We start from the raw sequence: 16,567 nt of genomic DNA, 5'->3' as shown, positions 1-16,567 counted from the left end.
GCCGCACTCCTGCAGCGTACGCCGCGGGCCGCGACCACACCGTGCACGCGGGTATATCGCGCGATATGGTCGACGCATGGTCAACCGGGTCCGATCGCTGCGCGAGGCCGCGGGCCTCAGCCAGTCCGAGCTGTCTCGGCGGTCCGGTGTCGCGCAGCCCAACATCGCCGCCTACGAGTCGGGGCGACGCAGCCTCTCGGAAGAGATGTTTGCGCGCCTTGTCGACGCCGCACGGCCGTTGCCGCACGAGGCGCTAGCGGCTCGTCGCGCCGACCTCGTCAGTCTCGCGGACAGGTACGGGTTCGGGAACGTCCGTGTCTTCGGCTCGGCTGCGCGGGGCAGCGATCGTCCCGGCAGCGACCTGGACCTCCTCGTCGCGCGTCCGCCGGGCGTCGGGCTGCTCACCGTCGCGGCCTTCGCGGCGGAGGCGAGCGAGCTGCTCGGCGTCGAGGTCGACGTCGTCACCGACGGAGGCCTGAGCGCAGACCACGAGATCGTCCGGACCGCGGTCGCGCTGTGACCGACCGCGATCCCGCGACCGACCGCGACGGCCGAGCCCTCGCGGAGATCGTGCGTCTGTGCGACCTGGGTGCGCGTCTCGTCGCGCGCGGCGAGGAGTGGTACCGAGGCGACCCGGACGACGTCCCGGGGATGGCGGCCGAGTCGCTCGTCATGAGGATCGGTGAGAACGTCGCCCGCCTGAGCGACGCGACGACCTCCCGCTACCCGGAGGTTCCCTGGTCGCTCATCAAGCGCATGCGTGACCGGCTCGCGCATCACTATGAGGGCACCGACAAGGACGCGGTCTGGGACACCCTCGTCGCCGACCTCCCCTTCATCCGGTCGCGCATCGCACTGATCGTGGCAGGGGATGCGGCGCGGGCGAGCGACGCATGAACCCGACGGCGGCGACCGCCGTGCAGAACGCCTACGCGCGACGCGCGGGCGAGCGACGCGCTTGTCAGCCCCGTGCCGCACCGGGTGCCGACGGCGTCGTCGGGTCGAGGCCGCGGCGGCGCAGCTCCTGCTGCGCGCGGTCGAGCCCGCCGTGCTCGAGCGCGGCGAGCGTCGTGAGTCCCGTCCAGACGTGGCGGCCGTGCCGGGAGACGGTGATGGTGAGGTCGCCGACGAGGTGCTCGAGGTCGCCCGGGACGTTGCGGTGCTCGCTCGGCAGCGGCACGGGCAGGACGAACGCGTGGTCGAGAGGCGCGGACGCCTCGACGAGGATGCGCCAGCCGTAGCCGCGCCCGGACAGGTGCCAGCTCTCGTCGCTCGTGCGGGTACGGACCGGGCTGACGACGGGGTCGCCGAGCCGCACGACGCGCCCGTCGGGTAGCCGCACGACGAGCGCAGTCACCTCGGTCCGCAGCGGTCCGGCCGTGACGATCCCGCCGGCGAACGCGACGCACGCACCTGGTTCGTCGAAGCCCTGTGCCTGGCCCCACCACCAGGCCTCGGGGAAGCCCTCACGCCCCCAGTTCTTCTCCGCGTACACGTCGACGTCGCGCAGCTCCCACGTCGCGTCGCCGAGGGTCGCGCGGCCCGTGGCCCGTCCGCCGAGCAGCCACGGGTGCCAGTACTGGTTGAGGCCCGGGACCGTCTGGAAGATGCTCGAGCCGCCGAGCGCGCGGCGCGGCCAGGGTGCGAGGTCGTGAAGCTCGACGTCGAGCGTCGCGCCCGGGCCGAGGTCGACGTGCACGTGGCGGTCGTCGCCCGTGAACATGCCGTCGCCGCCACGTACGCCGAGCCCGCGCGAGTCGGTCCACGCGCCGTCGACGGCAGCGGTGCGGACGACGCCGTCGGGCCAGGCCGCGAGACCGATGGTCGCCCACGGCCCGCGCGGCCCGACGTTCGCGCCGCACAGCGCGATGACGACGCGTCCCGACGAGCGGTCGGTGAACCGCCAGAAGTAGCCCTCCATCGCGACGCCGTGGTGGGCCCGCGTCGGGTGGCCGAACGGGGCGTCGGCGCCCGTGGCCCGGAACCGCGACGCCAGGCCCACGGCGTGCTACCCCGCTGCTCGGCGGACGAGGTCCGTGATCTGCTGCTCGACCTCGTCGGTCCAGGCGGTGAGGGCGAAGGACGTCACCCACATGGCACCGTCGTCGAGCTGCGCGGCCTCCTCGAAGCCGAGGGTCGCGTAGCGCGACTCGTACTTCGCGGCGGCCTTGAAGAAGACGACGACCTTGCCGGCCGCGTCGGTGTACGCAGGGAAGCTGTACCAGGTCTTCGGCATGAGGTGCGGGGCGACCTCGGTGACGATGCGGTCGATGCCCTCGGCGAGGATCTGGTCGGCCTCGGGCATCGCGTCGATCGCCTCGCGCACGGCCTTCTCGCCGGCGGCGCGGCTCTTGCCGGCCTTCTCCTGCGCGCGCAGCTCGGCGGCGCGCTGCTTGACGGCGTCGCGCTCCTCCTTCGAGAGTCCTGCGTTCGCGTCGGCCATGTGCTCCTCCAAGCGTCGGGCCCGACACCGACGTCGGGCAGGTCTCCATCCTCACGCGCGCGCCGCGGTCCTGTCGATCCGTCGACCGGGCCCGCCTACGCGCGGTTCTCAGTCGTGCACGCGCGTCCAGAACTGCGTGTATGGCTGAGAACCGCGTGCAGGCCGCTCGGCTCGCGCCGCCCCCGGGGGCGCGCGTCGGCCACGAGGTGTGGGACGTTGGTCCCTGGCGCCGTGGCCATCGCCACTCTCGAAATGGCCAGGACGGGATCTGACACGGCGTCCCCATAGCAGAATGAGTAGCGCATCGTTCGTCCATCTGCTGGCACCTGGAGAGATCGGGCCGATGCGGTTGGAGAACCGCATCGGCCTCCCCGCGATGGACATGAACGTGTCCGAGCACGGCGAGATCGAGCAGCCTGAGATCGACCACTACGTCGCACGCGCCGCGGGCGGAGCAGGCCTCGTCATCACCGGAGCGTGCGCCATCACGTTTCCCTACGGCGCGGCCTCCATGAAGGAGCCGGGCCTCTCCGAGGACCGCTTCATTCCGGGCCTCAAGGCGCTAGCCGACGCCGTCCACGCCGCCGGCTCCAAGCTGTGCATCCAGTCGACGCACCACGGCAAGGTCGCCCGGGTCGACACCGCGAACGACCGCCCGGTCATCGCCCCCAACCAGCCCGACTACAGCTATTCGATGGCGGCGCTCGCGGACTGCACGCCCGAGGAGCTCGCGAAGATGGGCGCCGCGACGGCGGGCAAGCAGACGACGTACCACGCGATGACGCAGGAGGACGTCGACAAGCTCGTCGTCGACTGGGCCGACGCCGCCGAGCGCGTCGCGAAGGCCGGCTGCGACGCGATCGAGATCCACGTCGCGCACGGCTACATCCTCGGCGTCTTCCTCAACCAGCGGGACAACAAGCGCACCGACCAGTACGGCGGCTCGCTCGAGAACCGTGCGCGCCTCGCGTGCGAGGTCATCTCGGCGGTCAAGGAGCGCGTGGGGGACCGTCTCGCGGTGCTCGTGCGCGTCGCGGGCGAGGAGTACGGCCAGGAGGGCGGGCTCACGCTCGCCGAGTCGAGCCGTGCGTCGGCGATGTTTGAGAAGGCCGGGGCCGACGCCATCCACGTCACCGGCTGGGGCCGCAACCCGTTCGACAACTTCACCGACGGCCCGCTGCCCAACAAGGTCGGCGCGTACCTCGACAACGCCGCGGAGATCAAGAAGCACGTCTCGATCCCCGTCATCGCCGTCGGCCGCATGCTGCCGGAGGTCTCGGAGAAGGCGATCGCCGAGGGCAAGGTCGACTTCGCGGCCATGGGCCGGCAGCTCCTCGCCGACCCGGACCTGCCGAAGAAGCTCCGCGAGGGCCGCGCCGCCGAGGTGCGCCCCTGCATCAACTGCTACCTGTGCGTCACGGAGAACTTCTTCGACGACACCCCGTTCTGCGCGGTCAACCCGGCGCTCGGCAACGAGACCATCCTGCCGCTGCGTCCGGCGTCGGCGTCCAAGCACGTCGTCGTCGTGGGTGCGGGGCCTGCGGGCATGGAGAGCGCTCGCGTCCTCACCGAACGCGGGCACCGCGTGACGATCGTCGACAAGTCCGATCGCCTGGGCGGCACGATGTGGTTCTCGACGATGACGACGCCCGACAACGAGCGCCTGCTGCGCTGGCTCAAGGCGGAGATCAAGCGCCTGCGGATCGCGGTGCGCCTCAACACGGTCGCGACGCCCGAGCTCGTCCGGGAGCTGCGGGCCGACCACGTCATCGTCGCGACGGGCGCCGTGCGCCCCAAGCCCGACCTGCCGGGCGGCGACCTGCCGAACGTGCAGACGGGCGACACGATGCGCGCGATGATGCTCGGCACCGCGACCGCCGAGGAAGCGGGCGCATTCCTCGCGACCGTCGGCAAGCTCGGGCGTCTCTCGGGGCTCACGAAGAGCCCGACGATCGTCCGCGAGGCGACGAAGATCTTCCTGCCGATGGCCAAGCACGTCACCGTCATCGGTGGCTCGCTCGTCGGGCTCGAGCTCTCGGAGTTCCTCGCCGAGCGCGGCAAGAAGGTGACGCTCCTCCACGAGGCGCAGCAGCTCGGCCTGCCGCTCGCGATGCCGCGCCGCTGGACAGCCGTGAAGGACGCGACGCACCACGGCGTCGACATCCACCGCAACGTCACGGTCACGCGCATCACGAAGGACGTCGTCGAGTACGCCGAGGGCGACGAGCAGCGCACGGCGCGCGCCGACATGGTCGTGTACGCAGAGGGCACGACGTCGGCGTCGCCGCTCGCGGACGCGCTGCGTGACGCGGGTGTGTCCGTCGACGTCGTCGGCGACGCGGGCGAGGTCAACTACATCCACGGGGCGATCCACTCGTCGTGGAAGGTTGCGACGACGCTCTGAGCAGCCCGGCCGAGGTCCGGGCCCCCCGGGGGAGCCCGGACCTCGGGGCGATCCGCCCGCAGCTCCTCGAAAACAGCTCGCTGACCCGGGTAGCGTGGGAAGTTCCGACCGACGACGAGGAGCCCGCCGCCATGACCGAGGAGAACCTCTCGACGACAATCGTGATCCGCAGCCTGCGCGGTCCGGAGGAGCTCCCGCGCCTCCTGGAGGTCTGGCGCAGTGCCGTCGACGCGACGCACGGCTTTCTCGCCCCGGCAGACCGCGACGATATCGCGGCGCACCTCGTGCCCGACTACTTCCCGCACGTCGAGCTGCGCGTCGCCGAGCGCGACGGCACCGTCGTCGGGTTCGCTGGCGTCCACGGGACGAGCCTCGAGATGCTCTTCGTCTCCGCCGACGCGCGCGGTACGGGCGTCGGGAGCGCGCTCCTCGAACACGCGGTCACGCAGCTCGGTGTCGTCACTGTCGACGTCAACGAGCAGAACCCGCAGGCCGCGGGCTTCTACGAGCACCGCGGCTTCGAGGTCGTCGGGCGCAGCGCCCTCGACGGCGAGGGCCGGCCCTACCCGCTGCTCCACCTGCGGCTCGCGGGCGCGCCCGCTGTGACGGACCGCTAGAGGCGCGCGACAAGCGTCGACGCGCCAGGTCCCGCGAGGAGACCGGGGTCGACGTGCCGGCCGGTCGCGACGAGCAGCAGGTCGATCGTGCGTCCCGCGACCTCGGGGCCCTCTCCCCACGACGTGGTGCCGTCAGTGAGGCGGAGCCCTGCCGCGATCTCGCGCCCGCCGCCGAAGGGCCGCCGCGTGCGGAGCTGGTGGGCGATCGCCTCGTAGAGGCCGGCACGCGGGTAGCGGCCTTCGAGGCCGAGCGGCCGACGGACATCCTCGCCGTGGACGAACACCTCGACGAGGCGCGTCGCGCGGTGCGCGGGCGGCGTCCTGCGGAGGTCCACCGTCGCGCGCAGGGCGTCGAGCGTCCGTGCGGGATCGTCGTGCCGGTGGCGGGCGACGCCGTGAGCGTTGGCGAGGTCGAAGTCGCCGCGGGCGCGCGCCATGCTCGTGACGAACCCGCGCCTGCCCATGTGCGCGGTGTCGACGAGGTGCGCGACGACGTCGTGCACGGACCAGCCGCCGCAGAGCGACGGGACGTCCCATGCGGCTGCGTCGAGCGCGGCGAGGTCGTCGGCGAGCAGGCGTCGTTCCGTGTGGACGAGCGCCCAGACGTCGGGCCAGGTCATACCCATCCGCCCAGTGTGTCAGGCACGTCAGCACCTGGCGCGGGGGCGCGGAGGGTGGTGCGGGGCCGGTGCCGAGGGCCGGCCCCCGCACGGTCGCTCAGGCGGCGGGGCGGCCGATGCGGACGCGCCAGACCTCGGGGCCCTGCTCGAGGTAGTCCCACGTGAACTGGCCCGGGAACTCGGCGTCGAACTGGTACCAGAGCGGCTTGGGGTCGTGGTCGTTGACGAGCTCGAACGCCGCGCCGGCCTGCAGGTCGTGGTAGGTCTGCAGGATCAGCTCGTGGCGGCGCTGCGGCACGTCGTTGCGTACGTCGAGCTGCGGGTCGTTGATCATGTGTCCTCCTGGGTGACGGGTGCTCGGGCGACGGCGTCCGCGCGCAGGGTGCGCAGGCGCGCGTCGCCCGTCGGGACGAGAGCGTCGGGTCCCGCTGCGGGCGCCGGAGCATCCTCCTCTATTTTCTACAGGTGATTCCGTAGCAACTTGGACCCTACACCGTCCCTCACCTCGGCGGGCCGTCGCTCGCGACGCTCCCGTCCACGCCTGAGCCCGAAGCCCGTGAGCAGTCCGGCTGCAGGACCGCTCGACGTCGCGACGATGCGCGAGGTCGACATGTGGCTGCGCGAGCTCCTCGGCCGGTGCCGAGGCGCAGACCGAGACGAGGTCAGCCGAGCACGACCGGGACGCTCGCCCAGCCGCCGACGGGCGCGACCTCGCGCACCGGCTCGGCGTCCGGGGCGAGCTCGAGCGTCTCGGTCCCCGCGAGCAGCGCGCGCACGAGCGTGCGCAGCTCGATCGTCGCGAGCGTCCGGCCGGGGCACACGTGCTTGCCGATGCCGTAGACGAGGTTGTGGGGCGCGTTGCCCTCGGCGTCGAGCACGTCTGGGTCGTCGAACACCTGCTCGTCGCGGTTCGCGGACGTCCAGTGGAGCTTGACCTTCGCCCCGGCCGGGATCTGCACGCCGTCGAGGTCGACGGGGCAGGTCGTCACGCGTCGGTTGCCGATGAACGGCGAGTCGCGGCGCAGCAGCTCGTCGCAGATCGCGTCGACCTCCGCGTCCGAGACGCCCGAGCGCAGGCGTGCCTGGAGCGCGGGGGAGGTGGCGAGGCCGTGGACGAGCACGCCCGTGCACAGCGCGATCGAGCCGAGGTCGCCGCCCGTCCAGTTGCGCAGCACCGAGACGACGTCGTCATGGTCGAGCGGCGTGCCGTCGATCGTCACGGCGAGCAGCTGGTCGGTGACGTCCGCGTCCGCCGACGCGTCGGGGCTGCGGCCCGCGAGGACGGTGCGGATGATCTCGTCGAAGTCCTCGGCAACCTGCCGCGTGCGGGCGAGGTTGCCCGAGCGGGTCGCTGCGTAGTTCTCACCGATCCACGCGAGCAGGCGGTCCTCGACCGACGACGGCCAGCCGAGCCACGCGCTCTGCGCGCGGACGGCGAACACCGCGCCGATCTGACCCACCGCGTCGAGCGTCGCGCCCGTCGGCAGCTGGGCGACGAGCTCGGTCGCGACCCGCTCGAAAACGGGCACGTGCCGCGCGAGCGACTCCGCGCTCAGCAGCGGGTCGAGCGCGTCCCGGAAGCCCGTGTGCTCGTCACCGTCGAGCCCGTTGGGCACCTGCCGGAAGCGCGAGGCAGCGCTCGAGAACGTCGTCGCATCGAGCGCCGCCCGCCGCACGAGGTCGTGGCTGAGGAGGACCCATTCGTCGCGGTCGTTGCGAACGATCGGGTGGTCGGGGCGCAGCTCGTCGGTGTAGGCGCGCAGGTCACGACCTGCCGGGACGAGACCGTCGGGGACGTGGAAGGACATGTCCCCAGTATGTGCAGGGACGCCTGCCACCGCACCGGCGATCCCCGTGCAAAACCGCGGCGATCGTCCTGCGCGTCCCCGATCTCTGGTAGGCATCGCCGGACGCCGAGTAGGTTCGGACGATGACGTCGACGCAGAGCTCCCCGTCCTCCCCCCGCATCCCTCCGGCCGCGCTCGCCGCGGCGGCGTTCGGTGCGCAGCTCGCGCTGCGGGGCAAGAGTCCGTCGCGCCGGTCCACGACGCTGCTGGCCGGCGGCCTCGTGCTGGGTGCAGGCTGGTTCGGGCTCGGAGCGGTCGTGCGGTTCCGTGCGAGGGGGACGACGGTCAACCCGGTCAACGTCGGTGGGACGGCTCTCGTCGTCGACGGGCCGAACAGCGTGACGCGCAACCCCATGTACGTGGGGCTGGCGCTCGGGCTTGCCGCGCATGCCGTGCACCGTCGCGCGCTGCGCGGGCTGCTGCCCGTCGCCGGCTTCGTCGCCGCGATCGACAGGCTGCAGATCCCTGCTGAGGAGGCCGCGCTCCGCGAACGCTTCGGCGCCGAGTACGAGCGGTACGTCGCGACGACTCCGCGGTGGCTCGGCCTGCCCTGACCTGCACGCGAGCGCCCGGGATCTGTAGCGTAGGAGCCTGACGACCGGGATCCCGGCCCTCGGACGACGGGGAGCATCATGACCGACTGGCGCACCGACAGGGTCCGGGCCGCGCTCGACGGCCGCAACCCGACCGTCCTCGCGGAGCTCGACGCGGCGTTCGCCGTCGTCGGCGACGTGCAGTGGCTGCCCGGCTACAGCCTCGCGCTCACGAAGGTCCCCGGCGTCGACCGGCTGAGCGACCTGCCGCGCGCGGAGCGTGTGGCGTTCCTCGCCGACACCGACCTCGTCGCGACGGCTGTCGAGAACGTGTGCGCGCGCCGCGACCCCGCCTACCGGCGGGTCAACGTCGAGATCCTCGGCAACGCCGACGCGTTCCTCCACGCGCACGTGTGGCCCCGCTTCGACTGGGAGCCGGAGGCGCTCGTCCGCAAGCCCGTGTGGCTCTACACGCCGGACCACTGGCGCGATCCGGCGCACGCGCTCGGCCCGCAGCACGACGCGCTGCGGGCCGACCTCGCCGCGGAGATCGACGCGCTGCGCCGCGGGACGACGGTATGAGCCGGCACCACCCCGAGATCGAGCGGCTCTCGCCGGGCTACTTCGCACTTGTCATGGGCACGGGCATCATCTCGGTCGGCCTGCACGAGGTCGGGCTCGAGCCCGTCTCGCGCGTGCTGCTCGTCATCGCGGCCCTCGCGTACGTCGTGCTGTGGGTCCTCTACGTCTGGCGCGCGGTCGCCTACCCGCAGGCGGTGCGGACCGACCTGCGCAACCCGGAGACCGCGTTCGCGTTCTTCACGATCGTCGCGGCGACCGATGTCCTCGCGGTGCGGCTCGTCCTCGAGGGCTACGTCGCGGTGGCGGTGCCGCTCGTCCTCCTCGGTGCGGCGCTGTGGTTCGTCTTCGGGTACCTGCTGCCGTGGCAGGTGCTCATGGCGCGCGACGGCGAGCGCATCCTCGCGCGCACGAACGGCACGTGGTTCATCTGGGCGGTCGCGAGCCAGTCGCTCGCGGTCGCGTTGACGGTCATCCACCCGCACCTCACGACGGGCCGGGCCTGGGTGGGGATCCTCGCGGTGCTCTCGTGGTCCGTGGGCGTCGCCCTCTACGGGATCGTCGGGATCCTCGTGCTGCTGCGGATCGTCCACTACGGCATCACGCCGCGCGAGTTCGAGCCGCCGTACTGGGTGACGATGGGCGCGATGGCGATCGCGGTCGTCGCGGGCAGCAACATCGTCGCGATGGGCTCGACGCCCATGGTCGACGCGACGCGCGCGCTCGTCGCGGGGACGGTCGCGATCTTCTGGACCTTCTGCCTGTGGCTCGTGCCCGTGCTCGTCGGCGCGGGGTTCTGGCGGCACGTCGTGCACCGGGTGCCGCTCGTGTACGTGCCGACGCTGTGGTCGATCGTCTTCCCTGTCGGCATGTTCGCGGTCGCGTCGCTCAACGTCGGCCGGGTCGACCGGCTGCCGCTCGTGGAGTCCCTCGGCAAGGTCGCGCTGGGCATCGCGTGCGTCGTGTGGGCGGTCGTGCTCGTCGCGATGCTCCGGCACGTCGTGCTCGTGACGTGGCGGGGCCGCGCCGCGGCCGCGGGGGAGCAGGGCGGGGCTGCCTGACGACGACGCCCTGCCGGTGCGGTCGCGTCAGCGGGTCACTGCCCGAAGGGGATGCGTGCGCGTTCCCGCAGCCCCTGCGCGTGCCCCGCGCGGGCCGACGGGACGCGCGCGGCGAGATCCATGAGGCTGTCGCCCATCGCGGCGCGTGAGGCGTCGTCGGGCGTGAGGACCGTGACCTCGGCGCCGTGGGCGCGCAGCAGCTCGACCTGGCTCGCGAGCGTCGTCCCCCATGCGTCCTCGCGGCGGAGCCCTTCGAACTGGCCGGGCAGGGCGGGCCGGGGATAGAGGTCGGGTCCGCACAGCGGCGAGACGACGACGACGTGGGCGTGGCCGAGCACGAGGTCCACGTTCTCGGTCGAGCGCACGCCTCCGTCGACGTAGCGGCGGCCGTCGATCTCCTGGGTCGCGGAGCCGCCGGGCATCGCGGTGCTCGCCGTGACCGCGTCGGCGAGGGGCACGCCCCACGAGCTGTCGATGAGGGCGACGTCGCCCGTGCTCGCGTCGACCGCGACGACCGCCATGTGGCGTGCGGGCCAGTCCGGGCCGGGAAGGCGGGAGGCGACGAGCACGTGGCGGCGCGCGGCGCCCGCGGCGAGCACATCGTCGAGCTCGAGCGCGAGGTGGCCGAGCGCCTGCTGGAGCTCCTGCGCGGAGGTCGCCTCCGCTCCGATCTGGCGCAGGCGTGCGAGGTGTGCGTCCATCCGCGCGCGGTCGGGGGCGCCGGGTCCGCGGCCCGCGGGCATGGCCGGTGCCTGCTCGGCGAGCACGGCCGCGAGCTGGTCGGCGGGCGGGACGTCGCTGCGCAGGTGCGCGGCCGCGGTCGCGCCGGCCGACGTCCCGACGACGGTGTCGGCGAGCCGCCCGAGGTCGAGGCCCGCCTCCGCGAGACCCGCGAGGATCCCGACCTCCCACGCGTTGCCGGTGGATCCGCCGCCGCCGAGCACGACCGCCAGGTTCTTTTCCATGCACCAATCCTCCACCCGCCGCGTGCCGAGAGATCCTGCGCCGGAGAGTCCGGGAAAACCCCGTGACGCGGCGCCTGGAGGTGCCTAGCCTCGGGACGTGACCTCCGCTGCACCAACCACTTCGCATCCGCACCCTGCCTGGACGGCCCGGCTCGACGGGACCGTCCCCGCCGACGTCGAGCGGCTGCTCGGCACCGTCCCGGAGTGGTTCGGCCGGCCCGAGTCGAACGCCGAGTACGTCGAGGACGCACGGACCAAGGAGACGTGGACGGTCCGTGACGAGGTGGGTGGCGTCGTCGCCGTCGCGCTCGTCTCGCGGCACTTCGCGCACGCAGCCGAGCTGCACCTCATGGTCGTCGACCGCGCGCACCAGGGTTCGGGGGCCGGGACGGCGCTCGTCGCCGCGATCGAGGACGACGCCCGCAGGCGCGGCGTGCGGCTGCTCCAGGTGAAGACGCTCGGGGCCTCGCACCCCGACGAGTTCTACGCGCGCACGCGTCGCTTCTACGAGCACGTGGGCTTCCTCGGGCTCGAGGAGACCGAGCTCTGGGGCGAGGGCACCCCCTGCCTCATCATGGTGAAGCCGCTCGGCTGAGCCCGTCGGCCCGCGCCTGTCGGCCCGCGCCTGTCGGCCCGCGCCCGTCAGTCCGACGACGGGCGGCGGCGGGTCTGCTTCGTCTCGGAGCGTTCGCGCTTCGCCTGGAGGCGGCGCCGCTGCGAGCCCGCGGTCCGACGCGTCGCTCGGCGGACGACAGGGGGAGCGACGGCCTCGCGCAGCAGCGCCGCGAGTCGTTCGCGCGCAGCCCGGCGGTTGCGGTGCTGCGCGCGGTGCTCCGACGCGTCGACAGCGAGGACCGTCCCCGCGAGCCGTGGGGCGAGCGCCGCGAGGACGCGGGCGCGCTGGGCGTCGTCGAGCGCGCTCGTCGTCGCGAGGTCGAGGCTCAGCTGGACCCGCGAGTCCGACGTGTTGACGCCCTGTCCGCCCGGCCCGGAGGCGTGCGAGAACTGCTCGACGAGCTCGCCCGACGGGATGTGCAGCCCGCGCGGCGCACCCGGCGCGGGCAGGACGACGAGGTCCTCCACCGCGCGCCTACGCGTCCGCCGGGGTGCCGGCCGGCACCGCCCCGGACGGAGCGGGTTCGCTTGGCGTGACCTCGTCGACGAGAGGCGGCGGGCCGTCGTCCGGACCGTCCGCCTCTACGGCGCGTGCCGCGTGCAGCAGCCCCGCCCAGCGTTCGAGGAACGCTCGCTCGTCGAGGCGCTTGCGGCGCATCCAGCCGGTGACCTCGTCGTTGCACTTGCTCGCGTTGCACGAGCGGCACGCGGGCACGACGTTCGTCGCGGTGTAGCGGCCGCCGCGGGAGACGGGCAGGACGCAGTCCTTCTGCAGCGGGACGCCCGCCGCACCGCAGTACGCGCAACCGCCCCACGCCGAGGTGAGGTGTTCCCACTCGGCGGGCGTGAGGTCGTTCGTCACGGCGGCGAGGCGACGCTTGCGCCGTCGGGCGTACGTCGCGGCGCGCGTGCGGGGTGGCATGCCCTGACCCTAGCCCGACGACGCCCCCGCCCCGTGGCGGCGGGACGGGGGCGTCGCCAGCACGTGCTAGACCTCCTGCTCGCGACGCGAGCGCAGGACGGCGCCTGCCGTGAGGAGGATGGCGGCGAGGACGGCGGCGACGGTCCCGCCCGCGACGCCCGTGACGGGCAGCTCGTCGTCCGGCGAACCGGCGGCGTCGTCGGTCGGCCCGTCGGTCGCGTCGTCGTCACCCTCGGTGTCGTCGAGGCCGTCGTCCGTGGGCGTGCCCGTCGACGGCCCGTCGGTCGGGGGAGCGGTCGTCGTCGGCCCCTGCGTGGGCTCCTGCGTCGGGTCCGGCTCGTCGGTGGGCTCCGCCGTGGTGGGAGGCGTCGTCGGCGGGTTCGTCGGGAGAGGCGTCGTCGGCGGGACCGTCGGCTCGACGGACGAGCCGACGGCCGGCATGACCACGAGGCGCGTCGGCGACGGGTTGGTGCCGAGCACGGCACCGGTCCCGGCGGGAGCGACCGCGGTCGGGACGAGCAGGCCGTGCATGTCGACCGAGCCGTCGGCCGCGATCGTCGGGACGGTGCTCGTGTCGACGGACTCGAACCACGTCGCGTCGACGTCCGCCGACGTCGCGCTCGCGGCGCGCGCGAGCGCCCCGCCGCCCGTGCGCAGGTCGAGGACGTTGCTCGGGTCGGTGGTGATCGTGTCGACCTGGTTCTTGAGCGCGACCTGGTCGGCGACCGTGCCGAGCCATGAGAGGAAGCCGCTCACGCGGTAGTCGGTCGTCGCAGCGCTCGTGTAGAGCGAGAGGTTGCGTGAGGCGCTCCCGACCGACGTGACGCGCTCGACGCGGACGTCGGGACCCGAGTTGCTCGTGACGCCCGAGGCGAGGTTGTCGAACGCGACGGAGTCGCGCAGCACGTGCTGGCCCGGCATGGACTCGCCGCCGAGCTTGAAGCCGTTGCCCTCGCCGACGCGCGTGTCTGCGGGGTCCGCGAGACGTCCGTTGGCGTAGGCGACGGACTGCTCGACGACGACGTTGCCGATCGTGCCCGTCGTCGACTTGGCGTAGAGGTCCCAGCCGTCGTCGATGTTGTGGTGGGCGATGTTCCAGCGGAAGACGTTGCCGTCGCCGACGGTGAGCTTCGCGGCGAAGCCGTCGGCGTCGTTGGCGGACGGGTCGGCGTTGTTGTGGGACACGGACGAGACGACGAGGTTGTGGGCAGGCCGCTGTGCGCGGGGCGTCGAGTCGGAGACGGCGGAGACCTGGATGCCCGTGCCCTCGTTGTGGTGGGACTCGATGCGCTCGACGACGTTGTGGCTTCCCGAGACGAGCAGGGCCTTGCCGGTCGACGGTGCGTTCTTGAGCTCGAGGTCGTAGAGGTGCCAGTGGTTGCCGCGGAGAAGGATGCCGCCGCGGGCGGAGCCGGCGAGGTCGAGGACGGCACGCTGGCCGGGCGCCGACATGAGGGTGATGGGTGCATCGGCCGTGCCGTCGTTGCCGCGCGCGATGGTGAGCGCGTCGGTGAGGGCGTACGTGCCGCCCGCGAGGACGATCTGCTGGCCGGGCTGGACGTAGGCGACCGCGGTGCGGGCGTCGACGGGGGAGGCGGGCGTTCCTGCGCCTTCGGGTGTGCCGTCGGGCGCGACGAAGATCGCCTCGCCCGGGATGCCGAGGCGGTCGACGGTGACGGAGACGTCGACAAGAACGGGGTCGTAGCTCGTGAGCTCCTCCCAGTCCTTGAGCTGCGTCTGGGTGGCGCGCGGCGCGGGCGTGAGGCGGACGCTGCGCGTGTTGCGTCCGGCGACGAGCGGCATGGTGAGCGTCTGCTCGGCGTCGGGGACCAGGGTGACGACGTCGCTCACGGGGGTGCCGGCGGCGTCGACGACGACGGCGGTGCCGTGGACGTTCGCCGTGACGGGCACGGTGAGGCTCGTTCCGGACGTCGTCGAGGGGACGTCGGCGACGAGGCGCGGGGTGACGTGCTCGGTGGGGCGGGGCTGCGCGGGGTCGTCGGCTGCGGGGGCGACGACCGTGTAGCGGATGTCGCTCACGGAGACCTTGATCTTGCGGGCGACGGCGATGCCGACGTAGAGCGTTCCGGCGCTCTGGACGTCGAGGACGTCGCGGTCGTAGAGGATCTGCTCGTGGGGCGTGCCGTCGAGGACGGTCGAGAGGTGGTAGCCGGTGTTGGAGCGGCGCAGGGTGTAGGTGAACGTGTCGCCGGTCTCGAAGCGGGGCGAGCTCGCGGTCGGGACGCGGTCGTCGCGCCACGCGAGGTCGAAGGGCCTCGACTGCGTCATGTCGCGGGCCGCGGAGGACACGGTCGGGGCGTCGGTGTACCCGGTGACGATGCGGGCGCCGGGCATGCCGTTGACCGTTGCGCCGTCGACGCGGTAGCGGGCGGCCATGGTGCCGACGGAGTTCATGTAGCGGGCTGACGTGCTTCCGGGGACGAGGTCGTCGACGGCGAGGAGGCCGAAGCCGGACTGGCCGTCCTTCTTCGCGGCGTCGTCGATCGTGAAGGTTGCGGTGAGCGTGAAGTTCTCCGTCGCGGCGTCGACGGGCGTGTAGTAGTACCAGAAGCCGTCCTCGGAGTCGGCGATCTTGTCGGACGCGCTCGTCGCGTCGACGACGAGGGTGCCGTCCGTGCCCAGGACGGCAGAGCCGCCCGAGCCGACGCCGATGTGATCGATCTTCCAGGTGCCTGGCGCGCCGGTCGGTGCGTCGGCGTCGGCGGCGGACGCGGCGGGGGCGAGAGCGCCGGTCGCGAGCGCGACGGCGCCGAACGCGGCCCAGGTGCGCCGGGCATGGGTGGGGGTACGTCTCACTGCAGCTCCTCGTCGAGTGGTGAACCCGTGTCATCGTCGGCACGGGCCGGCGAGAAAGCGGTTGCTCGCCGGACGATCGCGAGACTAGCAGCGTGGGGGAGTGCCTGCATCAGGGTGGCGGAAACCGTGTTCTCGCCATGCTGACACAGGGGCACAGCGAGGCGCTCCGGGGCTGTCGGAGGCCCCCTGATCCGGCGGCGCCGCGCGCCGCACCGGCTCAGTGCGTCGGGCCGTCCGCGACGACGAGGTCGTCGGGTGCGTCGAGGAACGTCTCGACGACAGCACGGATCCCTGCCGCGATCGCCGCGAGCTCGGTCTGCGGAGCGCCGACGGGCCCCTGCTCGTCCCACGGCACGTGGACGAACGCCGCGCGACGACCGGACGCGCTGCGCGACCATGCGCCCAGGTGGTACGCGACGGCGTTGCCGACGTACGCGCCCGCGGTGAGCGAGGTGCCTGTGGGTGCCCCCGCGGCGGTGGCCGCTGCGGCGGCGGCCTTGACGGGGCCGGCCATGAGGTAGGCGTCGGGACCGTCCGGGTCGAGCGGCTCGCCCGCGGGCCGGTGGCCGTCGTCGTCGGGGATGCGGGCGTCGGCGAGGTTGACCGCGACGCGCTCGACGGTCAGACCGGTGCGGCCGCCTGCGAGACCCGTCGCGACGACGAGCGCGGGGGAGTGTTCCGCGGTGAGACGTGCGAGCTCGTCGCGGGCGCGCTCGAACGCGACGGGGAGGGTTGCGACGACGAGCCGCTCGTCCCGGTCCCAGCCTGCGGCGACGAGCTCGACGGCCTCGGCGGACGGGTTGCGCTCGGCACCGTCGAAGGGGCTGAAGCCGGTAAGGAGCACGGTGCGCATGTAGTGAGCCTACGGCGCACGGGTGACCGGGGTTGCGCGCGGAACGTCGCAGGTCAGGGTTCCGTGGTCCGGCCGGCGGGTGGAGGCACCCGCTCGGTGATACCGCGAGTATTACGTAACGAATTGGACTCTAGCGACATTCCCGGGATGTGTTCCGGGACACGGAAGAAATGCGTGCATCGTGGTCACATTCCGTCCGCCTTGTGAGACTGTCGGGTCTCTTCGCAGGTCAGAAATGGTGAGGACAAGCCGTGCGACTCGCCCATCGGCATCGAGGTCAGTGTTCCGTCT

The 16,567-nt window shown here is 72.9% G+C and carries 18 protein-coding genes; 8 read left to right on the top strand and 10 right to left on the bottom strand.

The annotated features are described in order from the left end of the window. The first annotated feature begins 76 nt into the window (after positions 1-76). Entirely contained in the window at positions 77-520 is a 444-nt protein-coding gene (locus tag G7063_RS10870; RefSeq protein WP_166414408.1) for a helix-turn-helix domain-containing protein, read from the top strand. Continuing rightward, positions 517-897 carry a DUF86 domain-containing protein gene (locus G7063_RS10865; RefSeq protein ID WP_166414407.1) on the top strand — a complete coding sequence of 127 codons (381 nt, stop codon included), beginning with the start codon at positions 517-519 and terminating at the stop codon, positions 895-897. Before G7063_RS10870 ends, G7063_RS10865 begins: the two co-directional genes overlap by 4 nt. A 64-nt stretch (positions 898-961) precedes the next feature. Here the strand turns inward: G7063_RS10865 and G7063_RS10860 are convergent, their stop codons facing one another. Both G7063_RS10860 and G7063_RS10855 read right to left on the bottom strand, forming a co-directional pair. Continuing rightward, positions 962-2,002 (bottom strand): tocopherol cyclase family protein, encoded by a 1,041-nt coding sequence (locus G7063_RS10860; RefSeq protein ID WP_240916043.1) that lies wholly within the window; start codon positions 2,000-2,002, stop codon positions 962-964. Between the two features lie 6 nt (positions 2,003-2,008). Next, positions 2,009-2,443 (bottom strand): hypothetical protein, encoded by a 435-nt coding sequence (locus G7063_RS10855; protein WP_166414406.1) that lies wholly within the window; start codon positions 2,441-2,443, stop codon positions 2,009-2,011. A gap of 292 nt (positions 2,444-2,735) precedes the next feature. Here G7063_RS10855 and G7063_RS10850 point away from each other — a divergent pair, with 292 nt between their 5' ends. Beyond that, positions 2,736-4,847 (top strand): NAD(P)/FAD-dependent oxidoreductase, encoded by a 2,112-nt coding sequence (locus tag G7063_RS10850; RefSeq protein ID WP_166414405.1) that lies wholly within the window; start codon positions 2,736-2,738, stop codon positions 4,845-4,847. A gap of 131 nt (positions 4,848-4,978) precedes the next feature. Then, on the top strand, positions 4,979-5,464 hold the full coding sequence (locus G7063_RS10845; protein ID WP_166414404.1) for an acetyltransferase: 486 nt from the start codon (positions 4,979-4,981) through the stop codon (positions 5,462-5,464). On the opposite strand, the gene G7063_RS10840 is transcribed toward G7063_RS10845, so the two are convergent. The 3 genes from G7063_RS10840 to G7063_RS10830 all read right to left on the bottom strand — a co-directional run bounded on the left by G7063_RS10840 (position 5,461) and on the right by G7063_RS10830 (position 7,892). Further along, positions 5,461-6,090, bottom strand: a complete 630-nt coding sequence (locus G7063_RS10840) for a maleylpyruvate isomerase family mycothiol-dependent enzyme (protein WP_166414403.1) — start codon at positions 6,088-6,090, stop codon at positions 5,461-5,463. The genes G7063_RS10845 and G7063_RS10840 overlap by 4 nt on opposite strands. A 91-nt stretch (positions 6,091-6,181) precedes the next feature. Continuing rightward, entirely contained in the window at positions 6,182-6,418 is a 237-nt protein-coding gene (locus G7063_RS10835) for a DUF2249 domain-containing protein (protein WP_166414402.1), read from the bottom strand. Between the two features lie 328 nt (positions 6,419-6,746). Then, complete coding sequence (locus G7063_RS10830) at positions 6,747-7,892, bottom strand: cytochrome P450 (RefSeq protein WP_166414401.1); 1,146 nt, start codon at positions 7,890-7,892, stop codon at positions 6,747-6,749. Between the two features lie 122 nt (positions 7,893-8,014). Between G7063_RS10830 and G7063_RS10825 the strand changes: the two genes are divergently transcribed. The 3 genes from G7063_RS10825 to G7063_RS10815 all read left to right on the top strand — a co-directional run bounded on the left by G7063_RS10825 (position 8,015) and on the right by G7063_RS10815 (position 10,104). Beyond that, positions 8,015-8,485 carry an isoprenylcysteine carboxylmethyltransferase family protein gene (locus G7063_RS10825; RefSeq protein WP_166414400.1) on the top strand — a complete coding sequence of 157 codons (471 nt, stop codon included), beginning with the start codon at positions 8,015-8,017 and terminating at the stop codon, positions 8,483-8,485. Positions 8,486-8,563: 78 nt separating this feature from the next. Next, on the top strand, positions 8,564-9,046 hold the full coding sequence (locus G7063_RS10820) for an HIT family protein (RefSeq protein ID WP_166414399.1): 483 nt from the start codon (positions 8,564-8,566) through the stop codon (positions 9,044-9,046). Further along, complete coding sequence (locus G7063_RS10815) at positions 9,043-10,104, top strand: tellurite resistance/C4-dicarboxylate transporter family protein (protein WP_166414398.1); 1,062 nt, start codon at positions 9,043-9,045, stop codon at positions 10,102-10,104. Before G7063_RS10820 ends, G7063_RS10815 begins: the two co-directional genes overlap by 4 nt. A gap of 35 nt (positions 10,105-10,139) precedes the next feature. On the opposite strand, the gene G7063_RS10810 is transcribed toward G7063_RS10815, so the two are convergent. Further along, positions 10,140-11,069: a patatin-like phospholipase family protein gene (locus tag G7063_RS10810; RefSeq protein WP_166414397.1), complete on the bottom strand. Its 930-nt coding sequence runs from the start codon at positions 11,067-11,069 to the stop codon at positions 10,140-10,142. A gap of 97 nt (positions 11,070-11,166) precedes the next feature. Between G7063_RS10810 and G7063_RS10805 the strand changes: the two genes are divergently transcribed. Continuing rightward, positions 11,167-11,664, top strand: a complete 498-nt coding sequence (locus tag G7063_RS10805; RefSeq protein WP_166414396.1) for an N-acetyltransferase — start codon at positions 11,167-11,169, stop codon at positions 11,662-11,664. 47 nt (positions 11,665-11,711) lie between these two features. Here G7063_RS10805 and arfB read toward each other — a convergent pair whose 3' ends face one another. The 4 genes from arfB to G7063_RS10785 all read right to left on the bottom strand — a co-directional run bounded on the left by arfB (position 11,712) and on the right by G7063_RS10785 (position 16,276). Then, positions 11,712-12,152 carry an alternative ribosome rescue aminoacyl-tRNA hydrolase ArfB gene (arfB, locus tag G7063_RS10800; RefSeq protein WP_166414395.1) on the bottom strand — a complete coding sequence of 147 codons (441 nt, stop codon included), beginning with the start codon at positions 12,150-12,152 and terminating at the stop codon, positions 11,712-11,714. A 7-nt stretch (positions 12,153-12,159) separates the two neighbouring features. Beyond that, a complete protein-coding gene (locus G7063_RS10795) occupies positions 12,160-12,606 on the bottom strand; it encodes an HNH endonuclease (protein ID WP_166414394.1) in 447 nt (148 codons plus the stop codon). Positions 12,607-12,672: 66 nt separating this feature from the next. Beyond that, entirely contained in the window at positions 12,673-15,423 is a 2,751-nt protein-coding gene (locus G7063_RS10790; RefSeq protein ID WP_166414393.1) for a right-handed parallel beta-helix repeat-containing protein, read from the bottom strand. A gap of 217 nt (positions 15,424-15,640) precedes the next feature. Then, complete coding sequence (locus G7063_RS10785; RefSeq protein WP_166414392.1) at positions 15,641-16,276, bottom strand: pyroglutamyl-peptidase I; 636 nt, start codon at positions 16,274-16,276, stop codon at positions 15,641-15,643. Positions 16,277-16,567: the final 291 nt, after the last annotated feature.

Source organism: Sanguibacter sp. HDW7 (assembly GCF_011300875.1).
GTDB lineage: Bacteria > Actinomycetota > Actinomycetes > Actinomycetales > Cellulomonadaceae > Flavimobilis.
Note: the sequence above shows the minus strand (reverse complement) of the source record. Positions and strands in the feature narration are given on the sequence as shown.

Coding starts and splice junctions, on each gene's coding strand:
- G7063_RS10785 (WP_166414392.1), bottom strand. CDS start 16,276: ATGCGCACCGTGCTCCTTACCGGCTTCAGCCCCTTCGACGGTGCCGAG.
- G7063_RS10810 (WP_166414397.1), bottom strand. CDS start 11,069: ATGGAAAAGAACCTGGCGGTCGTGCTCGGCGGCGGCGGATCCACCGGC.
- G7063_RS10795 (WP_166414394.1), bottom strand. CDS start 12,606: ATGCCACCCCGCACGCGCGCCGCGACGTACGCCCGACGGCGCAAGCGT.
- G7063_RS10845 (WP_166414404.1), top strand. CDS start 4,979: ATGACCGAGGAGAACCTCTCGACGACAATCGTGATCCGCAGCCTGCGC.
- G7063_RS10855 (WP_166414406.1), bottom strand. CDS start 2,443: ATGGCCGACGCGAACGCAGGACTCTCGAAGGAGGAGCGCGACGCCGTC.
- G7063_RS10870 (WP_166414408.1), top strand. CDS start 77: ATGGTCAACCGGGTCCGATCGCTGCGCGAGGCCGCGGGCCTCAGCCAG.
- G7063_RS10850 (WP_166414405.1), top strand. CDS start 2,736: ATGAGTAGCGCATCGTTCGTCCATCTGCTGGCACCTGGAGAGATCGGG.
- G7063_RS10840 (WP_166414403.1), bottom strand. CDS start 6,090: ATGGGTATGACCTGGCCCGACGTCTGGGCGCTCGTCCACACGGAACGA.
- G7063_RS10835 (WP_166414402.1), bottom strand. CDS start 6,418: ATGATCAACGACCCGCAGCTCGACGTACGCAACGACGTGCCGCAGCGC.
- G7063_RS10830 (WP_166414401.1), bottom strand. CDS start 7,892: ATGTCCTTCCACGTCCCCGACGGTCTCGTCCCGGCAGGTCGTGACCTG.
- G7063_RS10820 (WP_166414399.1), top strand. CDS start 8,564: ATGACCGACTGGCGCACCGACAGGGTCCGGGCCGCGCTCGACGGCCGC.
- G7063_RS10815 (WP_166414398.1), top strand. CDS start 9,043: ATGAGCCGGCACCACCCCGAGATCGAGCGGCTCTCGCCGGGCTACTTC.
- G7063_RS10825 (WP_166414400.1), top strand. CDS start 8,015: ATGACGTCGACGCAGAGCTCCCCGTCCTCCCCCCGCATCCCTCCGGCC.